This window comes from Corynebacterium gottingense (genome assembly GCF_002285125.1).
GTDB classification, from domain to species: domain Bacteria; phylum Actinomycetota; class Actinomycetes; order Mycobacteriales; family Mycobacteriaceae; genus Corynebacterium; species Corynebacterium gottingense.
Genome location: NZ_NSGN01000001.1, coordinates 203647 through 215938, shown reverse-complemented (window position 1 = coordinate 215938; position 12292 = coordinate 203647). Strand labels below are relative to the sequence as shown.

The 12292-nt window shown below is 66.4% G+C and carries 11 protein-coding genes and 7 tRNA genes; 7 read left to right on the top strand and 11 right to left on the bottom strand.

Going from position 1 to position 12292, the window contains the following annotated elements:
- Positions 1-2: 2 nt before the first annotated feature.
- The gene (locus CKJ82_RS01045; RefSeq protein WP_095536678.1) at positions 3-1259 is read left to right on the top strand and encodes a class I SAM-dependent RNA methyltransferase; all 1257 of its coding nucleotides are present in this window, start codon (positions 3-5) and stop codon (positions 1257-1259) included.
- Positions 1260-1340: 81 nt separating this feature from the next.
- Complete coding sequence (dxs, locus tag CKJ82_RS01040) at positions 1341-3263, top strand: 1-deoxy-D-xylulose-5-phosphate synthase (protein WP_095536677.1); 1923 nt, start codon at positions 1341-1343, stop codon at positions 3261-3263.
- A gap of 6 nt (positions 3264-3269) precedes the next feature.
- Here dxs and CKJ82_RS01035 read toward each other — a convergent pair whose 3' ends face one another.
- Both CKJ82_RS01035 and CKJ82_RS01030 read right to left on the bottom strand, forming a co-directional pair.
- Positions 3270-4472 (bottom strand): HRDC domain-containing protein, encoded by a 1203-nt coding sequence (locus CKJ82_RS01035; protein WP_240510634.1) that lies wholly within the window; start codon positions 4470-4472, stop codon positions 3270-3272.
- Positions 4473-4480: 8 nt separating this feature from the next.
- Positions 4481-5116 (bottom strand): DUF3000 domain-containing protein, encoded by a 636-nt coding sequence (locus tag CKJ82_RS01030; protein WP_095536676.1) that lies wholly within the window; start codon positions 5114-5116, stop codon positions 4481-4483.
- Between the two features lie 141 nt (positions 5117-5257).
- Here CKJ82_RS01030 and hemQ point away from each other — a divergent pair, with 141 nt between their 5' ends.
- Positions 5258-5959 (top strand): hydrogen peroxide-dependent heme synthase, encoded by a 702-nt coding sequence (gene hemQ, locus CKJ82_RS01025; protein WP_095278957.1) that lies wholly within the window; start codon positions 5258-5260, stop codon positions 5957-5959.
- 63 nt (positions 5960-6022) lie between these two features.
- On the opposite strand, the gene msrB is transcribed toward hemQ, so the two are convergent.
- The 9 genes from msrB to CKJ82_RS00980 form a co-directional block, all read right to left on the bottom strand.
- The gene (gene msrB, locus CKJ82_RS01020; protein WP_095536675.1) at positions 6023-6439 is read right to left on the bottom strand and encodes a peptide-methionine (R)-S-oxide reductase MsrB; all 417 of its coding nucleotides are present in this window, start codon (positions 6437-6439) and stop codon (positions 6023-6025) included.
- Positions 6432-7766 carry a glycosyltransferase family 87 protein gene (locus CKJ82_RS01015; RefSeq protein ID WP_240510633.1) on the bottom strand — a complete coding sequence of 445 codons (1335 nt, stop codon included), beginning with the start codon at positions 7764-7766 and terminating at the stop codon, positions 6432-6434. The genes msrB and CKJ82_RS01015 overlap by 8 nt, the downstream gene beginning before the upstream one ends.
- A gap of 50 nt (positions 7767-7816) precedes the next feature.
- A complete protein-coding gene (locus CKJ82_RS01010; RefSeq protein ID WP_095536674.1) occupies positions 7817-8548 on the bottom strand; it encodes a pyrimidine reductase family protein in 732 nt (243 codons plus the stop codon).
- Between the two features lie 68 nt (positions 8549-8616).
- Positions 8617-8692: transfer RNA gene (locus CKJ82_RS01005), tRNA-Gly, on the bottom strand.
- Between the two features lie 44 nt (positions 8693-8736).
- Positions 8737-8808, bottom strand: a tRNA-Val gene (locus CKJ82_RS01000).
- A 15-nt stretch (positions 8809-8823) separates the two neighbouring features.
- Positions 8824-8897, bottom strand: a tRNA-Cys gene (locus CKJ82_RS00995).
- Between the two features lie 32 nt (positions 8898-8929).
- Positions 8930-9005: transfer RNA gene (locus CKJ82_RS00990), tRNA-Gly, on the bottom strand.
- Positions 9006-9049: 44 nt separating this feature from the next.
- Positions 9050-9121 (bottom strand) — tRNA-Val (locus CKJ82_RS00985).
- Between the two features lie 16 nt (positions 9122-9137).
- Positions 9138-9213 (bottom strand) — tRNA-Gly (locus tag CKJ82_RS00980).
- Positions 9214-9497: 284 nt separating this feature from the next.
- On the opposite strand from CKJ82_RS00980, the gene CKJ82_RS00975 reads away from it, so the two are divergent.
- The 4 genes from CKJ82_RS00975 (at position 9498) to CKJ82_RS00960 (ending at position 12251) form a co-directional block, all read left to right on the top strand.
- Positions 9498-9569 (top strand) — tRNA-Val (locus CKJ82_RS00975).
- Positions 9570-9831: 262 nt separating this feature from the next.
- Positions 9832-10407, top strand: a complete 576-nt coding sequence (locus CKJ82_RS00970; protein ID WP_095536673.1) for a copper resistance CopC family protein — start codon at positions 9832-9834, stop codon at positions 10405-10407.
- Between the two features lie 10 nt (positions 10408-10417).
- Complete coding sequence (locus CKJ82_RS00965; RefSeq protein WP_095536672.1) at positions 10418-11044, top strand: copper chaperone PCu(A)C; 627 nt, start codon at positions 10418-10420, stop codon at positions 11042-11044.
- Between the two features lie 22 nt (positions 11045-11066).
- Complete coding sequence (locus CKJ82_RS00960) at positions 11067-12251, top strand: Dyp-type peroxidase (RefSeq protein ID WP_095536671.1); 1185 nt, start codon at positions 11067-11069, stop codon at positions 12249-12251.
- The last annotated feature ends 41 nt before the right edge of the window (positions 12252-12292 follow it).

Here is a 12292-nt window from a genome sequence, read left to right as displayed (position 1 = left end):
GCATGGCAGACTCGGGAACCGGGGCACTTGAGGTAGGCGAGACCCTCGAGGTCTCCGTCCGCGCAATGGCGCACGGAGGGGAGGGAATCGCCGACGCGCCCGACGGACGTGTGGTGTTCGTCCGCGGCGCAATCCCCGGTGACCGCGTCGAAGCCCGGCCCACCAAGGTGAAAAAGCGGTGGGCGCGCGCAGACCTCGTCGAGGTCCTCGAGCCATCCCCGCAGCGCACCCGCCAGGTGTGCCAGGCTGCGGCGCACGGGGCCGGATGTTGCGACTTCGGTTTCGTGACAGCTCCCGCGCAGCGCGAGCTGAAGCGTGAGGTGCTCGTCGGCCAGCTGCGTACCCTGGCGAAGCGATCCGGGGTGCTCGACGGGTTCCAAGCCGACAGTGATCTTCAGGAAACCGCGCTCGCGCCCGACCACGGCTGGCGCACCCGCGCCCGGCTGGGCGTGGATAGCGAGGGCCGCGCCGGCCTGCGCAAGCTGCGTTCCACCGAGCTGGTAACCGAGTTCCCCTGTGCCCAGATGGTGCCCGGCCTGCTCGACGGCCTCGTCGGCCCCGGCGGTCGCCGCTTCACTCCGGGAGCCGAGGTCATCGCGGTGATCGATTCCACTGGAGCCCGGCACGTCGTGGAGACGGCAAAGGTGCAGCGCGGGCGCCGCGCGGAGACAATCGACACTGTCATCGAAGGCACCGGGATGGTCACCGAGCGTGTCGACGACCGCGAGTTCACCTTCCCAGCCACCGCCTTTTGGCAGGCGCACACCGCGGTACCGCAGGCGTACGCCGACATCGTTGCGCAGTGGGGCGAGGCTGCCAACGCTCCCGGTGCTGTTGGCTGGGATCTCTATGGCGGCGTCGGCATGTTCGCGCCCGCGATCAGTCGCGCGCTGGGTGGGGGCCGCGTCGAGACCGTGGACTACTCGCCGGCGGCGACCGGGACGCCGCAGCCGGGGCTTGCGGACCTGGATGTGCGGGTGCGGAATGCTCGGGTGGAGGTGAGCGTCGATAAGCTGCCCAGCCCAGCGCTCGTAGTGCTCGACCCGCCGCGATCCGGCGCGGGAGCCGAGGTCGTCGGCGCGGTGGCTCAGGCCGCGCCACCACGTGTCATCCACATCGGCTGCGATCCCGCAACACTCGCGCGCGATTTGGGCACCTGGGGCGAGCACGGGTACCGCGTCGAGCGCATGATGCTTATCGACGCCTTCCCGCTCACCCACCACTTCGAAACCGTCGTCCTCCTGACGCCCCGGGCGTGAGCGCTGTAAGGATAGGGCAGCGTGGCGGCACGGTGTAACATGGCGGGGAATACCGGCGAGACGAAGGAGAGCTTGACAACAGTGGGAATGCTCGAGGGAATCACATCGCCAACCGACGTGAAAAAGCTGTCGGTGGAGGAACTTGACGCGCTCGCGGAGGAGATCCGTGAGCTGCTGATTGCTAAGGTCTCCGCCACCGGCGGGCACCTCGGGCCGAACCTCGGTGTTGTCGAGCTCACGCTGGCGCTGCACTCTGTGTTCAACTCGCCGCAGGACCCGATCATTTTTGATACCTCGCACCAGTCCTACGTGCACAAGATTCTTACCGGCCGCGCCGACAAGTTTGACACGCTGCGTAAGCGAGGCGGGCTCTCCGGATACACCGACCGTGCTGAGTCGGAGCACGACTGGACGGAATCCTCGCACGCCAGCGCGTCGCTGTCCTACGCGGACGGGCTGTCCAAGGCCAAGGAGCTCAGCGGCCACGGCGACGACAAGGTGGTCGCCGTCGTGGGCGACGGCGCGCTCACCGGCGGCATGTGCTGGGAGGCGCTGAACAACATCGCGGCGGGCAACCGCAACGTGGTCATCGTGGTCAATGACAACGGGCGGTCCTACTCGCCAACCATCGGCGGCTTTGCAAACAACCTGTCCAAACTGCGCGACCAGCTCGTAGCGCTGCGGATGCAGCCGGGCTATGACGAAGTCATGGAGTCCGGCAAGAAGACCTTGAAGTCTATGGGCTGGGTCGGGGAGCGGACGTTCGAAGCGCTCCACGCGCTCAAGGCAGGCGTGAAGTACCAGGTGCTGCCCACGGAGATGTTCCCGGACCTGGGCATGAAGTACGTCGGCCCGGTGGAAGGACATGACCTCAAGGCGCTGCTCAGCGCGTTCCACTACGCGCAGCGCTACGATGGCCCCCTGATCGTTCACGTGGTGACGGAGAAGGGCCACGGCTTCGCCCCGGCCGTGAACAACGAGGCGGACCAGATGCACTCCACCGGCGTGATTGATCCGGTCACAGGCGAGTCGCTGGCCAAGTCCGCCCCCGGCTGGACCTCCGTGTTTACCAAGGAACTGCTGCGTGCCGGCCACGAGCGCGACGACGTCGTGGCCATCACGGCGGCGATGGCCGGGCCGACCGGCCTGCAGCCGTTCGCCGAGGAGTTCCCGGATCGCTTCTTCGACGTGGGCATCGCGGAACAGCACGCGATCACCTCCGCCGCCGGTCTCGCGCTCGGTGGGATGCACCCGGTGGTGGCCGTCTATTCCACCTTCCTCAACCGCGCCTTTGACCAGCTGTTGATGGACGCCGGCCTGCTGCACCTCCCCATCACGGTGGTCCTCGACCGCGCCGGCGTGACCGGCTCGGACGGTGCGAGCCACAACGGGGTGTGGGACTTCTCGGTGGCGTCGATAGTCCCGGGCATCCGCATCGCCGCGCCGCGCGACCCGGCACGGCTGCGCGAAGAATTCCACGAAGCGCTCGGCGTTGACGACGGCCCTACCGTCGTCCGCTTCCCGAAGGGCAAGGTCGGCGCTGACATCGAGGCGAAGGAGCGCCGCGGTACGGTCGATGTGCTGCGCACCACGCTTGACCGCGACGACGACTCCGTCCTCAACGTCCTCCTCGTCGCTGTCGGCACGTTCGCGGGCCCGGCGCTCGAGGTCGCTGACGCCCTCGCCAGTGACGGCATCAGCGTCACGGTCGTGGACCCGCGCTGGGTAGTTCCGGTCGCGCCAGAGCTCATCGATATGTCCGCCTCGGCGGACCTGGTGGTGGTGTACGAGGACGGGGTGATGCGCGGCGGCGTGGGTTCTGCCGTCGCGGAGGCGCTCCACGCCGCGGAGATTGATACGCCGCTGCGCCAGCTGGCATTCCCGTCCGTGTACCCCAAGCACGCGTCGCGTGATGAGGTACTGGCGGAGTACCGCCTGGATGCGGAGTCTGCGACCGAGCAAGTGCGCACATGGGCGCTTGACCTCGCAGACCGGGAGAACTAGCCGCTCCTACTCGTCGGCGGCGGAAAGCCCCGCGGCCGCGATGATCGGCGCGACGAGCTCGCACTGCCAGGGCCGCGCGCCGAGCTCACTGAGCTCCTGCTGAGCGCGCCGCACATCCCAAGGGTGCAGCGAGTGCGACGCCTTCCACACCGCTGCGCGCAGCAGCTTCGTGGTGGCGATCGTGCTCGCCTCCATGTTTAGCGCGTCGGCGAGGTCCGCTACCTCGTCCCGGGCCTCCTCGAGCGCCTCGCTGAGCGCAGGGTACTCGCGGCGCATGGTCGATTTGGAGGGGACGTCCGTCGGCGCTGACTTCGGGCGGGTCGGCCACGTTGAGCGGTCCTGCTCGCGCGCCTCCGCCATCACGTCCAGGCAGGCAGCGGCGAGGTCTTTGCGTCGACGGGGGAACCCCGGGACGGCCATGACGTCGCGGATGGTGGTCGGCTGGGCGAGTGCGATGTCGACAAGCACGCGGTTCTGCAGAATGTTGGACGGAGAGCGGTCGGAGCGCTTCGCCTGTGCCTCACGCGCAGTCCACAGCGCCCTGGCAAGCTGCATGCTGAGCGCGCTGCTGATCCGCGAGGCTCCTTTCAGGTCGCGCCAGGAGCCCGTGCCAGTGCGGGGCGAGGAGGAGGTGTCCAGGATGTACGCAAACTCTTGCTCCGCAAACTCGAGCTTGCCGGTTTGCGCGAGCTCCTCGGCGAGCCCGTCGGCCAAATCGGTGAGGTAGGCCACGTCGAGCGCCGCGTAGTCCTGCCACTCTCGGGGCAGCGGTACCTTGGACCAGTCTTCGCGCCCGTGGCCCTTCTCCAGCACCACGCCGCAGATGCGCTCGACCATGTTGGCCAGGTTGGGGCGCTGATAGCCGGCGATGCGTGCGGCGACCTCTGTGTCAAACAGGCTGCCGGCGCGCAGGCCCAGCTCGGACAGGCAGGGCAAGTCACTCGCAGCGGCGTGGAGGATCCACGTCTCACCGTTCAGCACCGGTGAGAGGGCGCGGGTGGCGTCGTCGCGGTGCCCCTCGGGCGCAATGAGAAACGTGCCGGCGTCTTCGCGCTGCACCTGGATAAGGAATGCTCGGTCGCCGTAGCGAAACGTCGAGGCCCGCTCGGTGTCGACGGCGAACGGCCCGCGGCCTGCCGCCAGCGCCTCGGCCGCCTCCTGGAAGCCGGTGGGCGTATCGACGAGCCTGTAATTCACCTTTTCACACACGGGGCGAACTACTTGCGTGCACCCAGCGCGGTGACACCCTCCGGCGGCAGGCCCGCGACGTGCGCGAGCACCTTGGCAAACGCCTCGACGTGGCCCGAGAGGTCGATGCCCTCGGCGGTCCAGGAGGCGCGCATCTCCAGCTGGTAGGCGCGCGGCGGGCCGCCGATCTCGCCAAAGCGGACGGAGGCCGTGGAGGTGACGGTGCCTCCGAGGTTGGTGTAGCCCGCGCCGGCTTCGGCGAGCGACTCGTTGAGCCACTGCCACGCGACGTCCGGAAGCAGCGGGTCGGACGCGACCGCGTCGTCCATGTCGGCCTGGATGTAGGCCACGAGGCGCATGGACCCCTCCCACGCCTCCTCGGCGTCCGGGGAGTGCAGCAGGATGAGGCGGCCGAACGCGTCGCCCTCGCTGTCTGTGGGGACGGTGCCGGCCTCGTCGCCGGAGCGGTCGACCTCAAGCCCGACGGCGTGGCTGTATGGCGCGGGCCGCTGGGGTGGTCGGATGGTGCCGAGGGTGACTTCCGGCCGCAGCTTCGCAGCGTGCATAGACTCCACCGCAGCAGAGAAATCTGCGGGCAGGGAGGCGGTGTCGCTGTGCGGGGCGGGTGTGCCGTCGCCCGTGTTGGAGGAGTTGTCCGAATTCATCACAGGGTTCAACGTAGCTACCGTAGCGGCCCGCGGGTGGGAGGCGCGCCGAACGCCGGGGCGCGTGCCGACGGCGCGTAGACTGTCCCTACGACTTTCGGTTGATCCGGCCCGCCCGGGCCGAAGAAAGGATACAAACCTATGGCCAAGCTTGATTTCGACGCACTGAACTCCGTTCAGCGCTACCTCCAGTTTGCGGTGTTCCGCGCCATCCCCGGTGCTCTCGGCTCCGAGCGCGAGGAGCTGACCGCGGAAGCGAAGCGCTTCTTTGCGGACCTTGAGGCGGAAGGCAAGGTTGTCGTACGCGGGATCTACGACAACACGGGCATCCGCGCCGACGCCGACTTCATGATCTGGTGGCACGCCGAGGAGTTTGAGTACCTGCAGAAGGCGCTGGCAGATTTCCGACGCACCACCGCCCTCGGCCAGCTGCTCGAGGTCTCGTGGCTGGGCAACGGCCTGCACCGCCCGGCTGAATTCAACAAATCCCACCTGCCCAGCTTCATCATGGGCGAGGAGGCAGAGGCCTGGATCACCGTGTATCCGTTCGTGCGCTCCTACGACTGGTACATCATGGACCCGCAGGAGCGCCGCCGCATCCTGGCCAACCACGGCAAAGCCGCGCGCGACTTCGCCGATGTCCGCGCGAACACGGTTGAGGCGTTCACGCTGGGTGACTACGAGTGGATGCTCGCGTTCGAGGCGCCCAGCCTGGAGCGCATCGAGGACCTCATGCACAAGATGCGCTACACCGAGGCGCGCCTTCACGTGCGCGAGGAGATCCCGTTCCAGACGGGTCGCCGCGTCGCGGACATTGGCGAGATCATCAAGATTCTGCCCTAAGCAGAGCACGCTTGTCGACGCCCCGTTGCAGACGCCGCGGTCCACGTGGCGTCGAGAAGCGTTTTACTTGCGCTCGTCGAGCGTCATCGAGATGGAGTTGATGCAGTAGCGCAGGTCGGTGGGGGTGTCAAAGCCTTCGCCGGCGAAGATGTGGCCGAGGTGGGACTCGCAGTTGGCGCAGAGCACCTCGGTGCGGACCATGCCGTGCGAGCGGTCCTCGCGCTCGATGATCGCATCACCCGCGAGCGGGCTGAAGAACGCCGGCCAGCCGCAGTGCGCGTCGAACTTCTCGGTGGAGCGGAACAGCTCCGCGCCACAGGCACGGCAACGGTAGACGCCCTCGGTGGTGGTGTTGGTGTACTCGCCGACGCCCGCGGGCTCGGTGCCGGCCTGGCGCAGGACGTAGAACTCCTCGGGGGAGAGTTTTGCCTTCCAATCGTCCTCAGTGAAAGCGCTGTAATCGTTGCTGTTTTCAGTCATGCTGTGCCTCCTGTGCCTCCTGTGCCTCCGGTGTCTTGCCCGGCTTGTGTAGCTCCTGTGCCGGTGCTGCTGGCAGACTACGCGTTAGCACTGAGATTACCCAAGCGGCGATTGCCACGATGAAGATTGCCCAACCCGCGGTGGGCAGGAATGTGTTGAGCCACCGGCCGGCCGGCCCGATGACGGTGCTGTTGAACTGGAGCGGGCTGACGCACAGAAGCAGGCCCGCCCACGGCGCGGCGATGTGGAACGGGCTGGCGCGGTGCAGCACCGTAAACGCGGCGGGGAAGAGCATCATTGAGTAGTACGCCTGGCCGAGCGAGCTGAGCAGGCACACCCCGGCGAGGAGCACGGCGGTGGAACACGTGAGCCAGAGCCATTCGTCGCTAAAACGCCAGCGCGCAAGGCCCAGAACTCCGGCCGCGACGGCCGCGCCGAGCACGACGAAGAGGAGACCGTGCGCCCAGGCGGGCATGCCGAAGTAAACGGCGAAGCCCGCGAGCGAGGAGTTTGCGTAGTCGCGCGTGATGCCTAGGTACGGCACGAGCTTGGTCAGATAGTCGCTGGCGCCTGGAGTAAGCGGCCAGGCCACCAAATTCAGGAGGGCTGGCACCGCGATTCCTGCGGCCACGGCCCCGAAACGCAGCTGCATGAGCGGCAGGACGAGAAGCGGGGCGAACATCGGCTTGATCAGGATGGCCAGGCCGAGGACAACCCCGGCGACGAGGAAGCGGCGGGCGCGGTAGCTGGCCAGGAACGCGGTGAGCGCCAACAGGAGGATGCCGTTGATGTTGGAAAAGACCAGCGTGTTGGTCACCGACTCCGTCGCAAACGCCGCCGCGAGCGCGACGGGGAACACGGGTCCGGTGAGCCGGCCACCCGCAAGACGGGTGCACCAGGCGAGCGCACCGATGATCGCGAGCGCGTTGGCCAGAATGAACCAGGGGCGCACGGTGTCTGGCGAGTCCGCCAATCCGAGCGGGGAGAGCAGGAGCGTCGCGCCAGGGTTGTACAGGTAATGCGGGTCCACGTAGTGGTAGACCTCGTTGTAGACCGGGACCCGCTGGATGAAGCGGTGCGTTGCCGCCCACACGGTGGTGAAGTCGTCGGTGGGTGAGCCCTCGCGGGCGAGCACGACAAGCCGGTGCACGATGAGCAGGATGGCCAGCGGCCACGCGGCGGCCGTTACAGCGCGGGCGGCGGGGGAGTGAAGGACCCCGGTGCTCCTGCACGGCACGGCTTCCGCGGTTGGGCGCGGCGCGGGCGAGGTCCACAGCGCGTTGATCCGCTGCTGCCAGCTGTGTGAGGGGTGAAGCTTGGTAGTCACGCGATTTACCGTACCGAACCGGGTGCGCGTTTCCGGTACCGCCGTTGCGGCTATTGGTCAGTGCGACGGTAGCGGCAAAAAATGACGGAATCGTCGCTCGCGTGCACGTCTTCCAGGGCGAGACGCACCTTGTAGTTGCCGCCGGCGCTGAAGAGCGTGGTTTCGACGTTGCCGTGGACGAGCGGGTCGATGGTGAGGTGGAGGACGTCGCCGAGGCCGGCCCCGAGGAGGGTTCCGTACAGCCCCGGTCCGCCCTCGCAGGTGATGCGGTTGAATCCGTGGGTGTGGAGGGCGTCGATGATGGCGTGTGCGGAGCCGTCGCCGGTGGAGATGAGCTGCGCGTTGGCGTCGAGAAGCTTCTGGCGCGCGCTGGCGAGGCCTGGATCGTCGAGGGAGGCCTGCGGCGCGAGGAAAACCGGCGGCACTTCGGTGTCGGTGAATAGCTGCGAGGACGGGTCAAAGTCGAAGGATTTTGTGAGCACCGCGATAGGTGGGACGGGGGCTTGGCCGCGGGCGACCCGCTTGTCTTGCTCGGACTCGCTGCACTTGGCGCCGGAGTAGGTTTCGGCGCGGGCCGTGCCGGCGCCGACGAGGACGACGTCGGACCATGCGCGGACCGTGGTGAGGAGGGCCGCATCGATGTCGTTACCGAGCGATTCGGAGGTGCCTTCGACGGCGGCGGCGCCGGACAGTGACATTACTGCGATCAGCCTCAGCTCGCGCTCGGCGGGTGGGAGCGTGGGGCCTAGCAGGTCGGCGGTGGTGAACGGTGTCTGCTTCATGCATGCCAGCATAAAGAAGCAGGGGCACATGCAAAAACACCGCCGGGGAAGAACCCGACGGTGTTGCGTGGAGCGGATGACGAGACTCGAACTCGCGACCCTCACCTTGGCAAGGTGATGCGCTACCAACTGCGCTACATCCGCGGGGCAAGCGTGAGCTTGCCACAAGCCTTCTTGCGAAGACTTTGTGCGCGATACTGGGATCGAACCAGTGACCCCTACCGTGTCGAGGTAGTGCTCTACCGCTGAGCTAATCGCGCGGGCTGTTTCCAGCTTGGAGGTGGATACGGGAATCGAACCCGTGTACACGGTTTTGCAGACCGTTGCCTAACCACTCGACCAATCCACCGTGGAGCTTCCTCCAAAGTACCCGTATGTACTTGGAGCGGATGACGAGACTCGAACTCGCGACCCTCACCTTGGCAAGGTGATGCGCTACCAACTGCGCTACATCCGCATGGCAAACATGAGCTTGCCCCGAGTCTTGCTATGAAGACTCTGTGCGCGATACTGGGATCGAACCAGTGACCCCTACCGTGTCGAGGTAGTGCTCTACCGCTGAGCTAATCGCGCTCATCCCTTACGGGATTGGAGCGGATGACGAGACTCGAACTCGCGACCCTCACCTTGGCAAGGTGATGCGCTACCAACTGCGCTACATCCGCACGCACCTTATTGCCTGTCAACATCGTGACCAGCACTGCGTGGTGCGAGATAAAACATTAACCGGTTGGCAATCATAGTCCAAATCGTGAGGTCATGCCCCGATTTCCGATGTCGCTGAGTCGATCTCTGAGTTACATCGTTGTCGTTTGACGTGCCCGCCCCTTCGCTTATCGACGCTACCGCTATCCCCACACTTCCGTGAGGGGGATAGGCGTGCTGAAGTGTGTTGTGTCCTGCGGATTCGTGGAATCGCGGGGTGGCGTTGTAAAGTATCAACTCGTTCGGTCCTATGGCTCAGTGGAAGAGCGTTCCGTTCACACCGGAAAGGTCGCTGGTTCGATCCCAGCTAGGACCACAGATTGCGCCCCGGCGAGATGTTTTCTCGCCGGGGCTTTCGCGTCGCCTCGACTTGTGGAAATCGACGAGGGCAAGTGCGCCGCATCTGCGCTCGGCTTCGGTCTGCCGCTGCTGGCGCTGTGGATCCTTAGCCCCGCATTGGGGTATATCAACCGAAAGTTGGGGTGCCGGGAACTCTAGTGCAGCACTGTGCGACTACTCTCCCAAGAATGTAAACAACCCGTTACGTTCACGTGACGTTGAAAAGGAGAGCTCAATTTATGCAACGCACCATTGCAGCCACCGCCGCTGTCATCGGAACGCTGGCGCTCGCAGCGCCAACCGCCTATGCGCATGACTCTGTGATCAGCGGCACTCCAGACAACGAGTCCACGGTCCAAGCGTTCCCCGACACCATCTCGCTGGAGTTCTCGGGGCAGCCGCAGGAGGGCTTCAACACCGTTGCGCTTTCCCGCGCGTCGGATGGCGAGGTGCTTTTTACCGGCGAGCCGGAAATCGACGGCCGCGTTGTCACCATCGACGTCCCCGACGAGGTTGAATCCAACGCCGAGCCGGGGGAGTACACGGTCGGCTACCAGATCATTTCCTCCGATGGTCACTCGACGAAGGGGATGTCCAGCTTCACTTTCGAGCCGGGCGCGTCCGACGCCGCAGACAACGCCGACAACACCGAAGCCGCCGACGAAGAGGGCGGCAATTCGGGCCTGCTGACCATTCTGGGCATCCTGCTTGGCGTGCTCGTCTGCGCTGGTGCCGCCGTCGCCGCGCTGGCGAAGTCCCGGAAGTTCCGTGCGTTGAATGATGACGGCGCGGCGTCGACAAGCGAAAAGCGATAAGGAGCAGACCATGAAGTTCACTCGCACAACGGTGACCGCGCTTGTCGCGGCGACCGCCCTCGGAGTTGCGGGCTGCAGCCCCTCAAACCAGGAGGAGACGACGCGGCCAAGCACAACTGCGGCGTCGAGCGCGGCGACGGAGCCGAGCGTGGCTGATGACGCCGAGGCGCAACTGCAGGGCGCGGGCGACATCAAGCTCGAGGACGCCACGGTGCGCGCGAAGGCGGCGGCCGATAGCGCCGAGGGCTCGGACATGACCGCGGTCTTCGGCACCATCCACAACACCTCGGACCACGACATCACCATCACCGGGTTCTCCACTTCGCTGGGGGAGGCGGACTACCAGATCCATGAGACCGTCGACGGGACGATGCAGCAGAAGGAGGGCGGCATCACCATTCCGGCCGGCGGGTCCGACGAGCTCGCGCCCGGCGGCGATCACCTCATGATCATGGGCTATGCGCCCGAGATCGCTGCAGGTGACACCGTGGACGTGTTCTTTGAAACGTCCGACGCGGAGGGCGGCGAGCAGGGCTTCGTTGTCCAAGGCGTGGCCGTGCGCTCCATGCTGCCCGGTGGTGAGGAGTACGGCGACGGCGGCGAGATGACCGCCCACGAGCACGCGGACAGTCACTAGGCAAGAAGGGGCAGGCACGACGATGGAGGTTTCGCGGCGCGGGTTGTTGGTGGCTGGTGCGGGAGGGGTCGGTGTGGCGTCGATAGGCATGCTCTCCTCCTGCGCCGAACAACCGGGCGCCGCGCCGCAGGAGCCCCCGCTGCGCAGCGCCTCCATTGCCTTCGACGGCGCGCACCAGGCAGGCGTGCAACAGCCCGCGCAGGCGAGCCTGAACCTCATCGGTTTCCGCTTGAACCAAGGCGTGGACGCAAAGGCAATCGTGCGGCTCATGCGCCTGTGGACGGAGGACGCGCGGCGGCTGACCGCGGGGCAAAACCCGCTGGGAAGCCTCGAGCCGGAGCTCACCACGTGGCCGGCGAACCTCACCATCACCTGCGGGTTTGGTCCGCGGATCTTCCAGGTCGCGGCGCCGCATGTCGCGCCCGCATGGCTTCACGGCATCCCCGCGCTGTCTCGCGATCAGCTCGACCCACAGTGGGGGCAGACTGATCTGGTGCTCCAGATCTGCTGCGACGACCCGGTGATGGGCGCGTGGGCTATGCGGCACATGACGCGCGCCGGCGTAGACTACGTGCGTACCGCCTGGGTGCAGCAAGGGTTTGTCAACGCGCACGGGGCAACGCCGGAAGGCGAGACCCCGCGCAACCTCTTCGGCCAGGTCGACGGCACCGTGAACCCGCGCACCGACGAGGATTTCGCGCAGCAGGTGTGGATCAACGAAGGCCCGCTGGCGGGTGGGACCTCGCTGGTGGTGCGCAGGATTGCGATGCACCTTGACACCTGGGAGCTGCTGGACCGCCGCTCTCGCGAAGAGGTCGTCGGCCGCACTTTAGCCACTGGTGCTCCGTTGACCGGCGGCGACGAGTTCACCGAGCCCGACCTTCAGGCCCGAGACGCCTACGGGCTGCCGGTGATCGACCCGAACTCGCACATGGCCCGCGCCCGCGCCACCGGCGCCAAGATTCTGCGCCGCCCATACAATTACTGCCTGCCGCCGGAGCCGGGTGCGACCGAGCTTTCCAACGTCGGCCTTATCTTCATGGCCTACCAGCAGGACCCGGACGCGAGCTTCACCCCGCTGCTCACTCACCTCGATGAGGCGGACCGCCTCAACGAGTGGATCACCCACATCGGCTCTGCCGTCTATTACATCCCGCGCGGCACGGCGGCGGGCGAGTACTGGGGCCAGGGCCTGCTCCAGGACTAGTTTGCTTATCGACGCCCACTCGCACCCCACCCACCCAGTCC